This window comes from Enterobacter sp. WCHEn045836, assembly GCF_003965585.1.
Taxonomy (GTDB): domain Bacteria; phylum Pseudomonadota; class Gammaproteobacteria; order Enterobacterales; family Enterobacteriaceae; genus Enterobacter; species Enterobacter dissolvens.
The window spans coordinates 1-20713 of the sequence record NZ_RXPT01000031.1; the positions used below are offsets into that span (position 1 = coordinate 1).

Below are 20713 nucleotides of genomic sequence, written 5' to 3' on the forward strand. Positions count from 1 at the left end.
GTTCTCCGCAGGCCGCAACCGCTAAATGACAGAAAAATGACTGACTGCTGCATTCCCCAGCAAAACCCCGCCTTATACCCTTTTACGCACAGACTTATCCACAGCGATGCGAAAAAGTGAAAATTCGCGAGCGTTGCGCAAACGTTTTCGTTAAAATGCTCGCGCTTAACAAGGATGCCTCGTCAGGTGTGTTAGATGAGTTTTTCGCTGGAAAATTCATCTAACGCTCTCTGTAATCGTGAAATCCAGGGGATTTACCATGCAACAACGTCGTCCAGTCCGCCGCGCTCTGCTCAGTGTTTCTGATAAAGCCGGTATCGTCGAATTCGCTCAGGCACTTTCTGCACGTGGTGTAGAACTGCTGTCCACAGGTGGTACCGCACGCCTGTTAGCAGATAAAGGTCTGCCGGTAACCGAAGTGTCCGATTACACCGGTTTCCCGGAAATGATGGATGGACGCGTCAAAACCCTGCACCCAAAAGTCCACGGCGGTATTCTGGGTCGTCGCGGTCAGGACGACGCGATTATGGAACAACATGAGATCGCGCCAATTGATATGGTTGTCGTTAACCTTTATCCGTTCGCTCAAACCGTAGCGCGCGAAGGCTGCTCTCTGGAAGACGCCGTAGAGAATATTGATATCGGCGGACCGACGATGGTGCGCTCCGCGGCCAAGAACCATAAAGATGTGGCCATTGTGGTGAAGAGCAGCGACTACTCCGCCATTATTAATGAGATGGATGCGAACGAAGGGTCACTGACTCTGGACACCCGTTTCGACCTCGCGATTAAAGCATTCGAACACACCGCCGCGTACGACAGCATGATCGCCAACTACTTCGGTAGCCTGGTGCCTGCTTACCACGGTGAAAGCAACGATCCTTCCGGCCGCTTCCCACGCACGCTGAACCTGAACTTCATCAAGAAGCAGGATATGCGTTATGGCGAGAACAGCCACCAGCAGGCTGCCTTCTATATAGAAGAAGAGGTAAAAGAAGCCTCTGTCGCTACCGCGCAGCAGGTTCAGGGCAAAGCGCTCTCTTATAACAACATTGCCGATACCGATGCTGCGCTGGAGTGTGTGAAAGAGTTCAGCGAGCCTGCCTGCGTTATCGTGAAGCATGCGAACCCATGCGGCGTAGCGGTGAGTACATCCATTCTGGATGCTTACGATCGCGCCTATAAAACCGACCCGACTTCTGCTTTCGGCGGCATTATCGCCTTTAACCGCGAACTGGATGCCGAAACCGCACAGGCCATTATCTCTCGTCAGTTTGTTGAAGTGATCATCGCGCCATCTGCGTCTGAAGAAGCCCTGAAAATCACCGCTGCGAAACAGAACGTACGCGTGCTGGTTTGCGGCCAGTGGGCAGAGCGCGTGCCGGGTCTTGATTTCAAACGTGTAAATGGTGGGCTGCTGGTACAGGATCGCGATTTAGGCATGGTGACAGCCGCAGACCTGCGCGTCGTGACCAAACGTCAGCCAACAGAACAGGAGCTGCGCGACGCGCTGTTCTGCTGGAAAGTGGCGAAGTTCGTGAAATCCAACGCCATTGTCTACGCCAAAGAGAACATGACCATCGGGATAGGTGCAGGCCAGATGAGCCGCGTTTACTCCGCGAAAATTGCCGGGATTAAAGCCGGTGACGAAGGTCTGGAAGTGAAAGGCTCCGCCATGGCATCTGATGCCTTCTTCCCGTTCCGCGACGGTATTGATGCTGCCGCAGCAGTGGGCATCACCTGCGTGATCCAGCCTGGCGGCTCAATCCGCGACGACGAAGTGATTGCCGCCGCCGACGAACACAGCATCGCGATGATCTTCACCGACATGCGCCACTTCCGCCATTAATCCACGGAGCAGAAAATGAAAGTATTAGTGATTGGTAACGGCGGACGCGAGCATGCGCTGGCGTGGAAAGCAGCTCAGTCGCCGCGGGTGAAAACCGTCTTCGTCGCGCCGGGTAATGCGGGTACGGCACTGGAACCTGCTCTGCAGAACGTCGCCATCGGCGTGACGGATATTCCCGCGCTGCTGAGCTTTGCACAGAACGAGAAAATCGATCTCACCATCGTCGGCCCCGAAGCTCCGCTGGTGATTGGCGTTGTTGACGCGTTCCGTGCCGCGGGTCTGAAAATCTTCGGCCCAACGGAAGGTGCCGCACAGCTGGAAGGATCTAAAGCCTTCACCAAAGATTTCCTCGCGCGTCATCACATCCCGACGGCGGAATACCAGAACTTCACCGAGGTTGAGCCCGCCCTGGCTTACCTCCGTGAAAAAGGCGCGCCGATCGTTATTAAAGCCGACGGTCTGGCTGCCGGTAAAGGCGTTATCGTCGCGATGACGCTCGAAGAAGCCGAAGCCGCGGTTCACGATATGCTGGCCGGCAACGCCTTTGGCAACGCGGGCCACCGCATCGTGATTGAAGAGTTCCTCGACGGTGAAGAGGCGAGCTTTATCGTGATGGTCGATGGCGAACACGTTCTGCCAATGGCCACCAGCCAGGACCATAAGCGCGTAGGCAATGCGGATACCGGGCCGAATACCGGCGGTATGGGTGCTTACTCCCCTGCACCTGTGGTAACTGATGAAGTGCATCAGCGCACCATGGACCGTATCATCTGGCCAACCGTAAAAGGAATGGCTGCCGAGGGTAACACCTATACCGGTTTCCTCTATGCGGGCCTGATGATCGACAAGCAGGGCAATCCGAAGGTAATCGAATTTAACTGCCGCTTCGGCGATCCAGAAACACAGCCAATCATGCTGCGCATGAAATCCGATCTGGTGGATCTTTGCCTGGCCGCATGCGACGGCAAGCTGGATGAGAAAACCTCCGAGTGGGACGAACGCGCGTCTCTGGGCGTGGTGATTGCTGCGGGCGGTTATCCTGGCCACTACAACACCGGGGATGAGATCCACGGCCTGCCGCTGGAAGAAATTGAAGGTGCGAAGGTGTTCCACGCCGGTACGAAACTGTCTGACGATGATCGCGTACTGACTAACGGTGGCCGCGTACTGTGCGCCACCGCGCTGGGCAATACCGTTGCCGACGCGCAGAAACGCGCCTATGCGCTGATGGCGGATATTCGCTGGAACGGCAGCTTTAGCCGTCAGGATATTGGCTATCGTGCGATTGCACGTGAGCAAGGGGAGTAACACCCCCTCACCCTAACCCTCTCCCTCAAGGGAGAGGGGATTTACGTCAAAAACTCTTTTCTGTCGGCTGCCAGGTGCAGAAATCTTCGTTCGCGACCAGCAACAGCTGAGAGCCTTCCGGCGCTTCAAGCCATGCCACACTCACTTCCATTGATGAATGACGCTGACGGCGCTGAATATGTTCGGTTGCCCAGGATTCAAGCTCAGGTTTAACTGTCTGTCCTTCGCAGGTGGTGACCGTACCATCGGTATGCCAGCGCCCCTGGCGCAGCACCACGCGTCCCAGACGCAACGCGTCGCTGGTCTGGCGGATTTGTCCGGCACGATAACGATAGAGGGCAACCTGATCGCTGGAGAGTTGCTGTTTTTGACCGTTGACTTCACGCTGCATAAAGCTCAGCTCGCCGTGGTCATCAAACCGCACTTTTACATGTTCGGGGGTTTTGCCGTAGATATTGAGTTCGATGAATGACAGGTCGTCTCCCTGCCAGCGATACTCTGCGGTCGATGTATTGCCGTTATGCCACGGGCTAAAAGCGGAAAGCAGATGCACTTCACCGCCGGAATCTTTACGCCAGATCCTGACCGCCCCCTGGTTGTCAGCGTAGCCGCTGGCGGTAAACGGTGGCAGAGAGGTGTCGTGGCTACAGGCTGACAGCAGCAGCACGCCCGCCAGCGCAAACAGACCACGCCAGACAGACAAAAGGGGCGTTACCGCCCCTTCGCTAAAACTGTTCACTGCCACGCGTCTTACTTAACAGCGTCTTTCAGTGCTTTACCAGAAACAAATGCCGGCACGTTAGCTGCGGCGATTTTGATTTCTTTACCGGTCTGCGGGTTGCGGCCAGTACGCTCAGCGCGGTGGTTCACTTTGAAGGTACCGAAACCAACCAGTTGTACAGCATCGCCTTCTTTCAGAGACTCAGTAATAGCAGCCAGGGTAGATTCCAGAGCAGCTTTAGCCTGCACTTTAGACAGATCAGCCTTGTCCGCAATTACATCAATCAGTTGAGTCTTGTTCATAAGTTATCCTTTCAATGTGTTTATCGCTTGCTAAGCATCGAGTGCGACGAAAAGGCCAAAATAGCACTCTCCTGCATACACGCACCGATAGCCACTTTTTTTCGCCCCCCAAATGTAGACCAGACGGGGGGCAGAAGGGAAGAGTTGAGGTGTGACAAAACAGGCGTTAAATCACGTTTTGTTGTCTCACTGGTTAAAAATTATACCAATATTGCTCTCACCCGCCTCACGCAAGTCCGCACGCAGCCCTTTTATCAGCTCGATATCGCGTTCTTCACACTCTGCCAGCAGGCGGAAAATTTCCCACTGGATATCCCATTCTTGTTCGACCGCGGGGTTAGCGCGCAGCTCTTCGTCGGTCATTTCGCGTCCTGCCTGGGTCATTTCCAGCATCGCCACGGTCGTAATGGATGCCTTACTGACTTCGATGGCATGCTCCAGCGTTTCACCGCTCAGACGAGAGTGGATCAGTTCGCTTAACGCCACGCAGGCATCGATCGCCGGATAGACACCGTAGAGATCAAAATCATCCGCTACCGGAATAGCCTCTTCGAGCTTTTCCAGCTGAGAGTCGAAGTTCACCTTCGCGTCTTTGACCGTCAGCGTTTCCCAGATGAGGTCCAGGATCCGGCGATAAATATGGCCATCACCAAACTCCGTCTGCTTGCAGAACGCGGCGTAGTTCGGATACATGCGCTCGCACAGGCAAGCCATAAAGGTGACGTGCTGCCAGCTTTCCAGCTTCTCAAGGCGCAGGTGAATCGGGTTTTGTAGCATGATGATGTCTCGAATCGAAAATTAGCCGCAGTTTACCTGAATCAGCGCTGAATTTCCTGCCAACGAACAAAAGCCGGACGGGCAGAGGCCACGGCGTCCGCCCAGCGGGTGGGCTCAGGTAAACGGTAACCCTTCGTACACCGTTGTACCCATGTCAGGGCGCTGTCCATACTCACGCGATGCCCGGTCGCGATAAACAACGGATTACAGCGCGCTTTACTGCGCCAGACCCACGCCAGCTGCTCACCCTTATCGATAAGCGGCGCCAGCGCGCCCGGCTCAGCGGAGAGCGGCTCAAACGCACCGCACAGGCGTTTCTTGGCGACGCCGATGGTGGGCACATCCACCAGCAGGCCAAAGTGGCTGGCAACGCCTAAGCGACGTGGATGAGAGATACCGTGTCCATCAACAAACAGCAGATCGGGTTTTTGCGAGAGTTGCTCCCACGCTGCCAGCAGCGCGGGGTATTCACGAAAGGAGAGAAAACCCGGTATGTACGGCATGGTGGTGGCGATACGCGCCACTTTGTACTCCACCAGCTCAAGTGAGGGGTACTTCAGCAGCACCATTGCCGCTCGCGTCACTTCACCGCCCTGCTCAAATCCGACATCCGCACCGCCTATATACTGCGGGGGATCCTTATCCAGACGATCCTCGCGGATCACGGATGAAGCCAGTTCTATCTGTTGAGCGCGTAATGACGCGAGATCCATAACCACTCCTTATTTGTGATATTGCGCAGAAAGCCGGTGCACCGCCTCCACAAACGCGCCAGCGTGCTCTGGCGGAACGTCCTGATGGATACCGTGCCCGAGGTTAAACACGTGCCCTTCCCCTTGGCCAAAGCCAGCCAGAATGGAAGCCACCTCTTCTTCAATACGGGCAGGCTGCGCGTAGAGCATGGATGGGTCCATATTGCCCTGCAGCGCCACTTTGTCACCCACACGACGGCGCGCGTCGGCGATATCGGTGGTCCAGTCGAGCCCCAGCGCGTCACAGCCAGTGGCGGCCATCGCCTCCAGCCATTGACCACCGCCTTTGGTGAACAGCGTGACCGGCACACGGCGGCCTTCATGTTCACGCAGCAGGCCATCAACGATTTTGTGCATGTAGTAGAGAGAGAATTGCTGATAGTCACGCCCGGTCAGCACGCCGCCCCAGGTATCGAAAATCATCACCGACTGCGCACCCGCTTTGATCTGCGCGTTCAGATAGAGGGTGACGCTTTTCGCCAGCTTGTCGAGCAGCGCATGCAGGGCCAGCGGCTCGGCATACATCATCTTTTTAATGACGGTAAAGGCTTTACTGCTGCCGCCTTCAACCATATAGGTCGCCAGCGTCCATGGACTGCCGGAGAAGCCAATCAGTGGGACTTCGCCTTTCAGTTCGCGACGAATGGTGCGCACGGCGTTCATCACGTAGCCCAGTTCACATTCCGGATCGGGGATCGGCAGCTTATCCACGTCGGCTTTGCTTTTGATTGGGGAGGTGAAGCGCGGGCCTTCGCCGGTTTCGAAATAGAGCCCAAGGCCCATCGCATCCGGAATGGTCAGAATGTCCGAAAAGAGAATGGCGGCATCCAGCGGGAAGCGGCGCAGCGGCTGGAGCGTGACTTCACACGCCAGCTCGGCATTTTTGCACAGCGACATAAAATCGCCCGCCTGCGCACGCGTGGCTTTGTACTCTGGCAGATAACGTCCCGCCTGGCGCATCATCCACACCGGGGTGACATCAACGGGCTGGCGCAGCAGCGCACGCAGATAACGATCGTTTTTCAGTTCGGTCATTTTTGCAGTTCCTTAAGCGTCATGGCCTCAGTGTAACATGTCACTCAGCATCAGCCCGACACATTGCTACGGTATCTTCTATCAGCCGACGAGCGACGGTGCCTGGTGGTGGCAGCAGCGGTAAATCGTCGTAGCGATACCAGTTCGCTTCCAGTAACTCTTTCTGGTCGATAACAATCTCCCCGCTGTCATAGTCGGCCATAAAGGCCGTCATCAGCGACTGCGGGAACGGCCACGGCTGCGAGGTGACATAGCGCAGGTTCTTAACCTTAATACCGCTCTCTTCCATCACTTCACGCGCCACCGCCTGTTCCAGCGTTTCGCCCACTTCGACGAAGCCGGCCAGCACGGTATGAATGCCGTTGCGATGGCGGGTATGCTGCGCCAGCAGGATGGAATCGTCACGACGGATAGCGACGATAATGCACGGCGCAATTTGCGGGTAGTAGCGCTCACGGCAGTGACTGCAGAGCATTGCCCACTCGGTTTTACTGGGGTGCATGGTGTGACCACAGTAGCCGCAGTACTTATGCGAACGGTAAAACTCAGCCAGTTGAACGCCCCGGCCCGCCAGCTGGAACAAGCCCACATCCTGATCCAGCACCTGACGAACCGATCCCATGTCATTGCGGCGTGGCTGTTGGATCAACCACACGGGTTCTCCCTGCCATTCCCCGATCCTTAGCGCGGGCAGGCCTACAAGATCGAAACGATCTGCCGCACCGTAGGGTATCTCACCGGCAGGCAACCATAATTTTTGTTCGTGACTGACGATCCACCAACCGAGATCTGATTTTTCAATAATACGATCCATATCTATTGCACTACCTTCGCTTCACTGACATGTTGTTAGCATTGTGGTTACATTTTGGATAAGCAGATCCCATTCTAAACCTTGCGGAGTCGACCATGTTAAACCAGCTAGAAAGCCTGACTGAGCGCGTTAGAGGAAGTAACAAACTGGTGGATCGCTGGCTACATGTGCGCAAGCATCTACTCGTGGCTTATTACAATCTGGTCGGTATTAAGCCTGGCAAAGAATCGTTTATGCGGTTGAATGAAAAAGCGCTGGATGATTTTTGTCAGAGCCTGGTCGACTATCTGTCCGATGGCCATTTCAATATTTATGAACGTATTATCCGTGAAATGGAAGGGACGACGCCGTATTTAACCGCCAGCAAACTCTATCCGCTGCTGGAAGCCAACACCCAGCAGATCATGGATTACTACGATTCCACGCTTGAGAACGCTATCGATCACGATAACTATCTTGAGTTCCAGCAGGCGCTTTCCGACCTTGGCGAAGCGCTGGAAGAGCGATTCACGCTGGAAGATAAGCTGATCGCTCTCGCCCTGGATAACAACCTGAACATCAGCAGCGAAGATAACATTGCGCGCCCTGCTTGAGTTCTTAATCGTTAACGAGTAATTTACAACCATTCGCCCCTCTCTGGAGGGGGATTTTTCTTGTCGGAGTGCCCAGTGTGAAAGCACGGGCTGAGACCGTTAATTCGGGATCCGCGGAACCTGATCAGGCTAATACCTGCGAAGGGAACAAGAGTCACACTGCTGTTGTATCGCCCCAGGGCGATCCTCTCTTGCTTCATCCGTCGTCTGACAAGCCATGTCCTTCACTTTTGGAATGAGCTATGTCTACAACAAAACTGACCCGCCGCGAACAGCGCGCACAAGCCCAACACTTCATCGACACCCTGGAAGGTACCGCTTTCCCGAACTCAAAACGCATTTACATCACCGGCTCACAGGCGGATATCCGTGTGCCAATGCGTGAAATCCAGCTTAGCCCGACGCTTATCGGCGGCAGCAAAGCGCACCCGCAGTATGAAGATAACGAAGCCGTGCCGGTGTATGACACCTCTGGTCCGTACGGCGATCCTGCGGTTGCCATTAACGTTCAGCAGGGTCTGGCGAAATTACGCCAGCCGTGGATTGACGCGCGTAACGACTGCGAAGAGCTGTCTGACCGCAGCTCGGCTTACACCAAAGCGCGCCTGGCGGACGACGGTCTGGATGAACTGCGCTTCACCGGGTTGCTGACGCCGAAACGGGCGAAAGCGGGCAAATGCGTCACCCAGCTGCACTACGCACGCCAGGGTATCGTCACGCCGGAGATGGAATTTATCGCCATTCGCGAAAATATGGGCCGTGAGCGCATCCGCAGCGAAGTGTTGCGCCACCAGCACCCGGGGGAAGGATTCGGGGCACGTCTGCCAGAAAACATTACGCCGGAGTTCGTGCGTGATGAAGTGGCCGCTGGCCGTGCGATTATTCCCGCCAACATCAATCACCCGGAATCTGAACCGATGATCATCGGCCGCAACTTCCTGGTGAAGGTCAACGCCAACATCGGCAACTCAGCCGTGACCTCCTCCATCGAAGAAGAGGTCGAAAAGCTGGTCTGGTCGACGCGCTGGGGCGCGGACACGGTGATGGATCTCTCCACCGGGCGTTACATCCACGAAACCCGCGAGTGGATCCTGCGCAATAGCCCGGTGCCTATCGGAACGGTGCCCGTTTATCAGGCACTGGAGAAAGTGAACGGTATTGCCGAAGACCTCACCTGGGAAGCCTTCCGCGACACGCTGCTGGAGCAGGCTGAACAGGGCGTAGACTACTTCACCATCCACGCGGGCGTACTGCTGCGCTACGTACCGATGACGGCGAAGCGTCTGACCGGTATTGTCTCGCGCGGCGGCTCTATCATGGCCAAATGGTGCCTGTCGCACCATAAGGAAAACTTCCTCTACGAACACTTCCGCGAGATCTGCGAAATCTGTGCCGCGTACGATGTCTCCCTGTCGCTGGGTGACGGCCTGCGTCCGGGCTCCATTCGTGATGCCAACGACGAAGCGCAGTTTGCAGAACTGCATACCCTGGGTGAGCTGACCAAAATCGCCTGGGAGTATGACGTACAGGTGATGATTGAAGGCCCGGGACATGTCCCGATGCAAATGATCCGCCGCAACATGACCGAAGAGCTGGAGCACTGCCATGAGGCGCCGTTCTATACCCTGGGGCCGTTGACCACGGATATCGCACCAGGCTATGACCACTTCACCTCCGGGATTGGTGCGGCGATGATCGGCTGGTTCGGCTGCGCCATGCTCTGCTATGTGACGCCGAAAGAGCACCTCGGTCTGCCTAACAAAGAGGATGTGAAGCAGGGGCTGATTACCTACAAAATCGCCGCCCACGCCGCGGACCTGGCCAAAGGCCACCCTGGCGCGCAAATTCGCGACAACGCCATGTCGAAGGCGCGCTTTGAATTCCGCTGGGAAGACCAGTTCAACCTGGCGCTCGATCCTTTCACCGCCCGTGCGTATCACGATGAAACCCTGCCGCAGGAGTCGGGCAAAGTGGCTCACTTCTGCTCCATGTGTGGGCCAAAATTCTGTTCGATGAAAATCAGCCAGGAAGTCCGTGACTACGCCGCCGCGCAAACCATCGAAGTGGGTATGGCGGACATGTCAGAAACCTTCCGCGCGAAGGGCGGCGAAATCTACCTCAAACAAGAGGAGGCGTAATGTATCAGCCTGATTTCCCCTGCGTTCCCTTTCGTTTAGGACTCTATCCGGTGGTAGACAGCGTGGCGTGGATCGAGCGCCTGCTGGCGTGCGGCGTTCGCACAATCCAACTGCGCATCAAGGATAAACGTGATGACGAGGTGGAGGCCGATGTGGTCGCCGCCATCGAGCTGGGACGTGGTTACGACGCGCGCCTGTTTATCAACGACTACTGGCGACTGGCCGTTAAGCACCAGGCTTACGGCGTGCATCTGGGTCAGGAGGACCTGGAAACAACGGACCTGAGCGCAATCCGGGACGCTGGATTAAGACTGGGGGTATCAACACACGACGACATGGAGATCGACGTGGCGCTGGCGGCTCGCCCTTCGTACATCGCACTTGGCCATGTTTTTCCGACGCAGACTAAACAGATGCCCTCTGCCCCACAGGGGCTGACGCAACTGGCGGCGCACGTTAAACGCCTTGCCGATTACCCTACCGTCGCGATCGGTGGGATAAGCCTGGAACGCGCTCCTGCCGTGCTGGATACCGGTGTCGGCAGTATCGCTGTCGTCAGCGCCATTACCCAGGCGGCAGACTGGCAGGCCGCCACCGCACAGCTCTTACAGCTGGCAGGAGCAGGCGATGAATGATCGTGATTTTATGCGCTATAGCCGCCAGATCCTGCTGGAGGATATCGCCATTGACGGGCAGCAAAAGCTGCTCGCCAGCCGGGTTCTGATTATTGGCCTGGGCGGATTGGGTGCACCTGCCGCGCTCTATCTTGCAGGGGCGGGCGTGGGCACGCTGGTGCTGGCCGACGACGACGAGGTACATCTCAGCAACCTGCAGCGACAGATCCTTTTCACCACTGAGGACGTCAACCAGCCCAAAGCACACATTACCCGTAAACGCCTGAATGCGTTGAATCCGGATATTACGCTTATTGCACTCCAGGAGCGGCTCAGCGGCGAAAGCCTGCAGCGCGAAGTTGCCCTTGCGGATGTGGTACTGGACTGCACCGATAATATGGCGACCCGTCAGGCCATTAACGCCGCCTGCGTGGCACAGAATACGCCGCTTATCACCGCCAGCGCGGTAGGATTCGGCGGCCAGATGATGGTACTGACCCCGCCCTGGGCGCAGGGCTGTTATCGCTGCCTGTGGCCGGATGATGCCGAGCCGGAGCGCAACTGCCGCACCGCAGGCATTCTTGGTCCGGTGGTGGGCGTGATGGGCACTCTGCAGGCGCTGGAGGCCATCAAATTGCTCAGCGGTATGGAAACAGAGCGTAATACACTGCGGCTGTTTGATGCCCGCTCCAGCGGCTGGCGTCATCTGGCGCTGCATCGCGCCAGCCACTGCCCGGTGTGCGGAGGTCAGAATGCGCATTCTGTTTAACGATGAGCCGATGAAATGCGATGACGGCCTCACCGTTGCCGCGCTGCTCAGGAAGCTGCGCCAGCTCAGGCCGGGAACGGCGCTGGCGCTTAATCAACAGATCCTGCCGCGTGAGCAGTGGGAACATCAGCAGGTGAGTGAAGGCGACCAGATCCTGCTGTTTCAGGTAATCGCAGGGGGCTGAGATGTTACGTATTGCTGATAAAATCTTTGATTCACATCTGTTTACCGGAACCGGAAAATTCGCCTCGCCGCAGCTGATGGTGGATGCCATCCGTGAAAGCGGCAGCCAGCTGGTAACGCTGGCGCTCAAGCGCGTCGATCTGCGCCATCACAGCGACGCCATACTGGCACCGTTGCTGGATGCTGGCGTTACCCTGCTGCCCAATACTTCGGGTGCGAAAACGGCTGAAGAGGCGATTTTTGCGGCTCAGCTGGCCCGTGAAGCGCTGGGCACACACTGGCTGAAACTGGAAATTCACCCGGATGCGCGCTGGCTGTTACCCGACCCCATCGAAACGCTGAAAGCGGCGGAAAAACTGGTGCAGCAAGGCTTTACCGTTCTGCCCTACTGCGGAGCCGATCCCGTGCTGTGTAAACGGCTGGAAGAGGTCGGCTGCGCTGCCGTCATGCCGCTGGGCGCCCCAATTGGTTCTAATCAGGGCCTGGAGACCCGCGCCATGCTGGAGATCATCATTGAACAGGCCACCGTGCCGGTGGTGGTGGATGCAGGTATTGGCGTGCCAAGCCATGCCGCACAGGCGCTGGAGATGGGAGCCGATGCGGTGCTGGTGAATACGGCCATTGCGGTAGCCGACGACCCGATCATGATGGCGCGCGCGTTCCGCATGGCGGTGGAGGCCGGCTTGCTGGCACGAGAGTCCGGCCCGGGAACGCGCAGTTTTCAGGCACAGGCCACCAGCCCGCTGACCGGTTTTCTGGAGGCGCTCTCATGATCACCTTTACCGATCGCTGGCGGCAACTTGACTGGGACGATATTGCCCTGCGTATCAACAGTAAAACGCAGGCTGATGTGGAGCGCGCCTTACAAGCCCGTCATCTGTCCCGCGACGATATGATGGCCCTGCTCTCTCCGGCGGCGAGCACCTTTCTTGAGCCGATGGCCCAGCGCGCTCAGAGGCTCACCCGCCAGCGTTTTGGCAACACGGTGAGCTTTTACGTACCGCTCTATCTCTCCAACCTGTGCGCCAATGACTGCACCTACTGCGGTTTCTCCATGAGCAACCGCATTAAGCGGAAAACGCTCGATGAGGGCGAAATCGCCCGTGAGTGTGCCGCCATCCGTGAGATGGGCTTTGAGCATCTCCTGCTGGTCACGGGTGAACACCAGGGCAAAGTCGGGATGGACTATTTTCGACAGCACCTTCCGGCCATTCGTCGGCAGTTCGCGTCGCTACAGATGGAGGTTCAGCCCCTGTCGCAGGAGGAATACGCGGAGCTTAAAGCCCTCGGGCTGGACGGGGTGATGGTTTATCAGGAAACCTACCACGAGGCGACGTATGCCCGGCATCACCTGAAGGGAAAGAAACAGGATTTCTTCTTCCGGCTGGAGACCCCGGACAGGCTGGGCCGTGCGGGGATCGACAAAATCGGTCTGGGGGCGCTGATTGGGCTGTCCGATAGCTGGCGAGTGGATTGCTATATGGTGGCGGAACACCTGCTATGGCTGCAGCAGCACTACTGGCAGAGCCGTTACTCCATCTCCTTCCCCCGATTACGCCCGTGTACTGGGGGTGTTGAACCCGCTTCGGTGATGGACGAACGTCAGTTGGTCCAGGCCATCTGCGCGTTTCGCCTGCTCGCCCCGGAGGTTGAATTATCCCTCTCGACGCGTGAATCTCCTGCGTTTCGCGATCGCGTGATCCCGCTTGCGATTAACAACGTCAGTGCGTTCTCAAAAACGCAGCCAGGGGGCTATGCCGATGACCATCCGGAGCTGGAACAATTCGCGCCACATGATGGACGACGTCCGGACGCGGTCGCTGCCGCCCTGACCGCTCAGGGATTACAACCGGTATGGAAAGACTGGGACAGCTGGCTGGGAAGAGCCTCGCAAATACGTTGAAACGAACTGCAAGCCGGTAAAAAATTGTCGAGGCGCTCTGGAGAGTCACAACCGGATGATTGTCAGCTGTCGTCCGGTTTTTTATTGTCATACCGTCAGCAACGGAAGCTGTCCAGGGCGAAAAGCTTCTTCCTCGTTTCGCCCTGCCTCTGATTCTTTGCACAAACGACCCCGGCCAGTTTAATGAGTATTTTCTTAGTGATTCTTAAGATAAATCATCTCGCCTGAAATCGTGTTCCGTATAATTCACAACTAACCGCAGGGCAGCGACTATGCTGAGAGGATGTCGGCAAACGAAAAAACTCACCATCAGGATTGATGTACAACTCATGGCACTTCACAGCAGAAAACTCTCTTTTACCCGACCCATTATGGTTAGCTTTGCAGGGATCCTGTGCAGTTTTGCGCTGATCGCGGTCGTGGTTACCCTTTCACAACAAAAGGATTTTCTTGAGGATTATCATAAAATTAATGGTAACTTTACCCACAACCTTGCAGTGAACTACACCGAATCTATCCTGCGTGAAAACGACTATATCCTTGGGCGTTCGGCAATATATTTTTCGCGTAACGACACGCTGAACGAGACCCTGATCGTCAATCCGACGCAGGGACTACAGATGTTGATGCATTTGCAGAACCTGATGCCGACCGTTTCTTCCATCTCTCTGACAGACACCGAGGGGCGTTATCTGCGCGCGCCGGAGGTGCTCCCCACGGAAAAGAGCAAAACTTTCGATCCCCGGACGCGTCCGTGGTTTATCGCCCAGGCGGAAGCCAGCATCTTCAGTCACTATACCCGTCCCTACATGGACTATTTCACCGGTCACCCGACTGTGACGCTGTACAAGCCCTTGATTTCGCCAGAAGGCAGGCTGAAGGGCACAATCGCTTTTCATCTTGATTTGACCTCCATGGGGTTTACCCTTCGTCAAATGGTGGCGCCTGTGCAGGGGGAGTTTTTTGTCGTCGAACGCGACGGTGCTGTGGTGCTTCACCCTGACACGGGTGCGCTCTTCAAACACTATGTGAGCGAAGCGCTGATGGACAAAATGACCAGCGGCGAAGGCCATCTGTATGATAAGAAAACCAAAGCCTGGTATTACTACTACTCCTTCACTAACCCGGACTGGTTTGTCATCTACCGGGTATCGGGCGCGACCCTCACCGATATCACCCGCCATGAAACGACCATCGTCGGCTGGGGCTTTGCGCTGGCGGCCATCATTATCATCCTCTTCGGTCTGTACCTGCGTCATGCGTCACGTACCGTGCTGATGACGATTATCAACGCCATCAAAACCGGCGACGTCAGCCAGGCACCGCGTCTGGAAGCGATGCTTAGCCATACCATCCAGTCCAATAAAGAACGTGAGATGGCCTATGTGCGCCAGGCAACTCACGATGCACTCACCGGCTGCAAAAACCGCCGGGCGTTTGATAGCGATGTGAATGAGTTACTGAGTGCCCACCAGCCTTTCGCCCTGGCGCTGATTGATATCGACAACTTCAAATCGATTAACGACACCTGGGGTCACCTGAGCGGTGATATCGTCCTGCGTAACGTGGCGCGTGAAGGGATCCAGATAATGCAGCCGCATAACGTCTCGGTTTACCGCTACGGTGGAGAAGAGTTCGCGGTGATTTTCCAGGCCGAGCAGATCGCTGCCGCATTCTCGTTACTGGACGCGTGGCGTACCGCCGTTGAAAGACGCGTCTGGCGGGAAGAAAACCTGCGGGTTACGTTCAGCGCCGGTCTGGGAGAATGGCATTTCGAACCGCTGGAGCAGCTTGTAGGGAGTGTAGATAACGCACTCTACAGCGCGAAACAGCAGGGAAAAAACCGCATTATTCGAACGTCCGTCGGCTGATTTTCTCTGCTCGACGCAAAATTGTAACCGGTTTCAGAAAAATGCCGATTTCTTTGTGATGCCAGACACACAATCGCGGTAAAGCGGTTGTTGAAGCGGTCTGCACGGGATAATTATCAATAAACACATGTAGATCGAGGCTGACTATGAAGAACATCGTTTTATGCTGTGCAGCGGGAATGTCAACCAGCATGCTGGTTCAACGTATGAAAGACGCCGCGCAGAAAAAAGGGGTTGAAGTAACCATTAAAGCCGTTCCGGTCGCGGAGTTTAAAGATAACATCGCGACGGCCGACATCGTATTACTGGGGCCACAGGTTAAATACGAGCAGGCGAAACTTCAGGCCCAGGCCGACTCGCTGGGAAAAAAGGTCGCGGTGATCGACATGATGGATTACGGCATGATGAAAGGTGATGCCGTACTGGAAAAAGCGCTCAAACTGCTGGAGTGACCCGTGGAAGATTTAGAAACAACGATCATGGAACTGCTGGTCAACGCGGGTGCGGCGCGCAGTGCTGCCCTGACGGCGTTGCAGATGGCTCGCAAGGGTGATTTTGACGAAGCCGAAAAAGCGATGGAAGAATCGCGCGAATATGTGAAACATGCGCACACGATCCAGACACAGCTTATTGGTCTTGATGAAGGTTCCGGGAAGCTTCCGGTTAATCTGATTACCGTCCACTCTCAGGATCACCTGATGAACGCGATGGTCATCCAGGATCTGGCGGGCGATATGATTGAGCTTTATCGACGCATCCCGTTGCTAAATTAAAAGCTACAGCTGTAAAAAAACCCGCCGAGGCGGGTTTTTTATTTACTGCATCAACGATTACTCGTTGTCGGAACCGCCCAGACCTGCGTTCAGCAGTTCTGCCAGGCTCGCGGATGCATCTTCAGCAGTCACCTGCGGTGCAGCTGGCAGTTCGCCTGCAGCACGACGACGCATACGATCCTGATGGTACGCATAACCGGTACCCGCCGGGATCAGACGACCCACGATAACGTTCTCTTTCAGACCGCGCAGTTCATCACGTTTACCTGCAACAGCGGCTTCGGTCAGGACACGAGTGGTTTCCTGGAACGATGCTGCAGAGATGAAGGACTCGGTTGCCAGAGACGCTTTGGTGATACCCAGCAGATCGCGCGAGAAGGTCGCACCGATTTTGCCGTTCGCTTCCAGTTCGCGGTTAGCGATCTTGACGCGTGAGTACTCAACCTGCTCGCCTTCCAGGAACTCGGAGCTGCCCGCGTTCTCGATGGTCGCTTTACGCAGCATCTGACGAACGATAACTTCGATGTGTTTATCGTTAATCTTAACGCCCTGCAGACGATATACGTCCTGTACTTCGTTAACAATGTAACGCGTAACAGCATGCACACCACGCAGACGCAGGATGTCGTGCGGCGCTTCTGGACCGTCGGAAACCACGTCACCACGTTCTACACGTTCACCTTCGAACACGTTGAGCTGACGCCACTTAGGAATCATCTCTTCGTACGGCTCGCTGCCATCTACCGGGGTGATAACCAGACGGCGTTTACCTTTGGTCTCTTTACCGAAGGAGATGATACCGCTGATTTCAGCCAGGATTGCCGGCTCTTTCGGACGACGAGCTTCGAACAGGTCCGCAACGCGTGGCAGACCACCGGTGATGTCCTTGGTACCGCCGGATTCCTGAGGAATACGCGCCAGGGTGTCACCAGAGCTGATCTGTACGCCATCTTCCAGCTGGACAATCGCTTTACCTGGCAGGAAGTACTGCGCAGGCATATCGGTACCTGGGATCAGAACGTCGTTACCCTGAGCATCAACGATTTTCAGTGCAGGACGCAGATCTTTACCGCCGGTAGTACGTTCAGCAGAATCCAGAACCACCAGAGAAGACAGACCGGTCAGCTCGTCAGTCTGACGAGTAATGGTCTGGCCGTCGATCATGTCAGTGAAGCGGATGAAACCACTTACTTCGGTGATAACTGGCATGGTGTGTGGATCCCAGTTTGCAACGGTTTCCCCGCCGGCAACCTGCTCGCCATCACCTTTCGCCATAACAGCACCGTAAGGCACTTTATAGCTCTCTTTGGTACGACCGAATTCGTCGATCAGCTTCAGCTCGGTGTTACGAGAAGTGATAACCAGTTTACCGCTGGAGTTCACAACCGATTTCGCGTTGCTAAGCTTGATGCTACCTTTGTTTTTCACCTGGATGCTGGATTCAGCAGCCGCACGAGATGCCGCACCACCGATGTGGAACGTACGCATCGTCAGCTGTGTACCCGGCTCACCGATGGACTGTGCCGCGATAACGCCGATGGCTTCACCTTTGTTGATGATGTGGCCACGCGCCAGGTCACGACCGTAGCAGTGCGCACATACACCAAAGTCGGTGTCACAGGATACAACGGAACGCACTTTCACGGAGTCAACAGAGTTCGCTTCCAGCAGGTCACACCACTGTTCGTGCAGCAGCGTGTTGCGTGGAACCAGAATGTCTGCGGTACCCGGCTTCAGAATGTCTTCCGCGGTTACACGACCCAGTACGCGATCGCGCAGTGGCTCTTTAACATCACCACCCTCGATAACCGGAGTCATGGTGATACCTTCAAGGGTGCCACAATCGTCTTCGGTCACCACCAGATCCTGCGCAACGTCAACCAGACGACGCGTCAGATAACCGGAGTTCGCTGTTTTCAGTGCGGTATCCGCCAGACCTTTACGCGCACCGTGCGTGGAGATGAAGTACTGGAGTACGTTCAGACCTTCACGGAAGTTCGCGGTGATTGGCGTTTCGATGATGGAGCCATCTGGCTTCGCCATCAGACCACGCATACCTGCCAGCTGACGAATCTGTGCTGCAGAACCACGCGCACCGGAGTCGGCCATCATGTAGATGCTGTTGAAGGAAACCTGCTGCTCTTCCACGCCGTCACGGTTAATCACGGTTTCGGTTTGCAGGTTATCCATCATCGCTTTGGATACACGATCGTTCGCCGCAGCCCAGATATCGATAACTTTGTTGTAGCGTTCGCCCGCGGTGACCAGACCAGACTGGAACTGCTCCTGGATTTCCGCAACTTCCGCTTCCGCTTCAGAGATGATCTCGTGTTTCTTCTCTGGGATGACCATGTCATCGATACCAACAGATGCACCTGAACGCGCTGCATAAGCAAAGCCGGTATACATTGTCTGGTCAGCGAAGATAACCGTCGGCTTCAGACCCAGAATGCGGTAACAGGTGTTCAGCATTTTGGAGATCGCTTTCTTACCCAGCGCCTGGTTGACGATGGAGAAAGGCAGACCTTTCGGTACGATCATCCACAGAATGGCACGGCCGATAGTCGTGTCTTTCAGGCTGGTTTTCGCAACGAATTCGCCGTTAGCATCTTTTTCATATTCAGTGATACGCACTTTAACGCGCGCATGCAGAGAGGCCAGGCCAGCGCGATAAATACGCTCAGCTTCTTTCGGGCCAGTCAGCACCATGCCTTCGCCTTTAGCGTTAACACAGTCACGGGTCATGTAGTACAGACCCAATACAACGTCCTGAGAAGGAACGATGATTGGTTCACCGTTCGCTGGAGACAGGATGTTGTTGGTAGACATCATCAGCGCACGCGCTTCCAGCTGGGCTTCCAGCGTCAGCGGTACGTGAACAGCCATCTGGTCACCATCGAAGTCGGCGTTATACGCCGCACAGACCAGCGGGTGCAGCTGAATAGCTTTACCTTCGATCAGGACTGGCTCAAATGCCTGGATACCCAGACGGTGCAGGGTTGGTGCACGGTTCAGCAGTACCGGGTGTTCGCGGATCACTTCGTCCAGGATATCCCAAACGACAGCTTCTTCACGCTCAACCATTTTCTTAGCGGCTTTGATGGTGGTGGCGAGTCCTCGCAACTCCAGTTTGCCGTAGATGAATGGTTTGAACAGCTCCAGTGCCATTTTCTTCGGCAGACCGCACTGATGCAGACGCAGGTATGGACCTACGGTGATTACAGAACGACCGGAGTAGTCAACACGCTTACCGAGCAGGTTCTGACGGAAACGACCCTGTTTACCTTTGATCATGTCGGCCAAAGATTTCAGAGGACGTTTGTTAGAACCGGTGATCGCACGACCGCGACGACCGTTATCCAGCAGGGCATCTACCGCTTCCTGCAGCATACGTTTTTCGTTGCGTACGATGATATCCGGCGCAGCCAGATCCAGCAGACGTTTCAGACGGTTGTTACGGTTGATCACGCGACGATACAGATCGTTCAGATCGGACGTTGCGAAACGACCACCATCCAGCGGAACCAGCGGACGCAGATCTGGCGGCAGAACCGGCAGAACGGTCAGGATCATCCACTCTGGCTTGTTACCAGACTGAACGAACGCTTCCAGCAGTTTGATACGCTTGGTCAGCTTTTTACGCTTGGTTTCGGAGTTGGTTTCGTTCAGCTCTTCACGCAGCTGCTCGCACTCTTGCTCCAGATCCATGCTCTTCAGCAGGGCCTGAATAGCTTCCGCACCCATCTTCGCGTCGAATTCGTCACCGAACTCTTCCAGCGCGTCCAGATACTGCTCTTCAGTCAGGATCTGGTGACGTTCCAGGTTCGTCATCCCGCCTTCGATAACCACATAAGATTCGAAGTACAGAACACGTTCGATATCGCGCAGCGGCATATCCAGCAGCAGGCCGATACGGGACGGCAGAGATTTCAGGAACCAGATGTGAGCAGTCGGAGACGCCAGCTCGATGTGGCCCATGCGCTCACGGCGCACTTTGGTCTGGGTCACTTCAACGCCGCACTTCTCACAGATCACACCACGGTGTTTCAGGCGCTTGTACTTACCGCACAGGCACTCGTAATCTTTTACTGGCCCGAAAATACGTGCACAGAAAAGGCCGTCACGCTCAGGTTTGAACGTACGGTAGTTGATGGTTTCCGGCTTTTTAACTTCACCGAAAGACCATGAACGGATCATGTCTGGCGAAGCCAGAGCAATTTTGATCGCATCAAACTCTTCGGTTTTAGTTTGCGCTTTCAGAAACTTTAATAAGTCTTTCACGGATTTGCTCCCGTCGGAGTTAGCACACTC

19 protein-coding genes and 1 riboswitch are annotated in these 20713 nt (G+C 55.7%); of the genes, 12 read left to right on the forward strand and 7 right to left on the reverse strand.

Going from position 1 to position 20713, the window contains the following annotated elements:
- Positions 1-259 precede the first annotated feature (259 nt).
- Positions 260-1849 (forward strand): bifunctional phosphoribosylaminoimidazolecarboxamide formyltransferase/IMP cyclohydrolase, encoded by a 1590-nt coding sequence (purH, locus tag EKN38_RS24760; RefSeq protein ID WP_014830254.1) that lies wholly within the window; start codon positions 260-262, stop codon positions 1847-1849.
- Between the two features lie 15 nt (positions 1850-1864).
- Positions 1865-3157, forward strand: a complete 1293-nt coding sequence (gene purD, locus EKN38_RS24765) for a phosphoribosylamine--glycine ligase (RefSeq protein WP_014830253.1) — start codon at positions 1865-1867, stop codon at positions 3155-3157.
- Positions 3158-3203: 46 nt separating this feature from the next.
- Here purD and EKN38_RS24770 read toward each other — a convergent pair whose 3' ends face one another.
- From EKN38_RS24770 to nudC, 6 genes are all read right to left on the reverse strand, one after another.
- Entirely contained in the window at positions 3204-3896 is a 693-nt protein-coding gene (locus tag EKN38_RS24770) for a DUF1481 domain-containing protein (RefSeq protein WP_014830252.1), read from the reverse strand.
- Positions 3897-3907: 11 nt separating this feature from the next.
- Positions 3908-4180 (reverse strand): nucleoid-associated protein HU-alpha, encoded by a 273-nt coding sequence (hupA, locus tag EKN38_RS24775; protein WP_002445246.1) that lies wholly within the window; start codon positions 4178-4180, stop codon positions 3908-3910.
- Between the two features lie 186 nt (positions 4181-4366).
- Complete coding sequence (locus EKN38_RS24780) at positions 4367-4957, reverse strand: YjaG family protein (protein ID WP_013095017.1); 591 nt, start codon at positions 4955-4957, stop codon at positions 4367-4369.
- A gap of 41 nt (positions 4958-4998) precedes the next feature.
- On the reverse strand, positions 4999-5670 hold the full coding sequence (gene nfi / locus EKN38_RS24785; protein WP_014830251.1) for a deoxyribonuclease V: 672 nt from the start codon (positions 5668-5670) through the stop codon (positions 4999-5001).
- 9 nt (positions 5671-5679) lie between these two features.
- Entirely contained in the window at positions 5680-6744 is a 1065-nt protein-coding gene (gene hemE, locus EKN38_RS24790; RefSeq protein ID WP_014830250.1) for a uroporphyrinogen decarboxylase, read from the reverse strand.
- 40 nt (positions 6745-6784) lie between these two features.
- The gene (gene nudC / locus EKN38_RS24795) at positions 6785-7558 is read right to left on the reverse strand and encodes an NAD(+) diphosphatase (RefSeq protein WP_014830249.1); all 774 of its coding nucleotides are present in this window, start codon (positions 7556-7558) and stop codon (positions 6785-6787) included.
- Between the two features lie 95 nt (positions 7559-7653).
- On the opposite strand from nudC, the gene EKN38_RS24800 reads away from it, so the two are divergent.
- The 10 genes from EKN38_RS24800 to EKN38_RS24845 all read left to right on the forward strand — a co-directional run bounded on the left by EKN38_RS24800 (position 7654) and on the right by EKN38_RS24845 (position 16402).
- A complete protein-coding gene (locus EKN38_RS24800) occupies positions 7654-8151 on the forward strand; it encodes an Rsd/AlgQ family anti-sigma factor (RefSeq protein ID WP_014830248.1) in 498 nt (165 codons plus the stop codon).
- Positions 8152-8205: 54 nt separating this feature from the next.
- A riboswitch (TPP riboswitch) is annotated at positions 8206-8315 on the forward strand.
- A gap of 78 nt (positions 8316-8393) precedes the next feature.
- Positions 8394-10289 (forward strand): phosphomethylpyrimidine synthase ThiC, encoded by a 1896-nt coding sequence (gene thiC, locus EKN38_RS24805; RefSeq protein ID WP_014830247.1) that lies wholly within the window; start codon positions 8394-8396, stop codon positions 10287-10289.
- Positions 10289-10924: a thiamine phosphate synthase gene (gene thiE / locus EKN38_RS24810; protein ID WP_014830246.1), complete on the forward strand. Its 636-nt coding sequence runs from the start codon at positions 10289-10291 to the stop codon at positions 10922-10924. The genes thiC and thiE overlap by 1 nt, the downstream gene beginning before the upstream one ends.
- Entirely contained in the window at positions 10917-11672 is a 756-nt protein-coding gene (gene thiF / locus EKN38_RS24815; RefSeq protein WP_014830245.1) for a thiazole biosynthesis adenylyltransferase ThiF, read from the forward strand. Before thiE ends, thiF begins: the two co-directional genes overlap by 8 nt.
- Entirely contained in the window at positions 11656-11856 is a 201-nt protein-coding gene (thiS, locus tag EKN38_RS24820; protein ID WP_014830244.1) for a sulfur carrier protein ThiS, read from the forward strand. Before thiF ends, thiS begins: the two co-directional genes overlap by 17 nt.
- Position 11857: 1 nt before the next feature.
- Entirely contained in the window at positions 11858-12628 is a 771-nt protein-coding gene (thiG, locus tag EKN38_RS24825) for a thiazole synthase (RefSeq protein WP_014830243.1), read from the forward strand.
- Positions 12625-13758: a 2-iminoacetate synthase ThiH gene (gene thiH, locus EKN38_RS24830; RefSeq protein WP_014830242.1), complete on the forward strand. Its 1134-nt coding sequence runs from the start codon at positions 12625-12627 to the stop codon at positions 13756-13758. The genes thiG and thiH overlap by 4 nt, the downstream gene beginning before the upstream one ends.
- 329 nt (positions 13759-14087) lie before the next feature.
- Positions 14088-15629, forward strand: coding sequence for a sensor domain-containing diguanylate cyclase (locus EKN38_RS24835; RefSeq protein WP_014830241.1), 1542 nt, complete (start codon positions 14088-14090; stop codon positions 15627-15629).
- 146 nt (positions 15630-15775) lie between these two features.
- Positions 15776-16081: a PTS sugar transporter subunit IIB gene (locus EKN38_RS24840; RefSeq protein WP_014830240.1), complete on the forward strand. Its 306-nt coding sequence runs from the start codon at positions 15776-15778 to the stop codon at positions 16079-16081.
- A 3-nt stretch (positions 16082-16084) separates the two neighbouring features.
- On the forward strand, positions 16085-16402 hold the full coding sequence (locus tag EKN38_RS24845) for a PTS lactose/cellobiose transporter subunit IIA (protein ID WP_014830239.1): 318 nt from the start codon (positions 16085-16087) through the stop codon (positions 16400-16402).
- 57 nt (positions 16403-16459) lie between these two features.
- Here EKN38_RS24845 and rpoC read toward each other — a convergent pair whose 3' ends face one another.
- Positions 16460-20683, reverse strand: a complete 4224-nt coding sequence (gene rpoC, locus EKN38_RS24850) for a DNA-directed RNA polymerase subunit beta' (protein WP_013095003.1) — start codon at positions 20681-20683, stop codon at positions 16460-16462.
- Positions 20684-20713 lie beyond the last annotated feature (30 nt).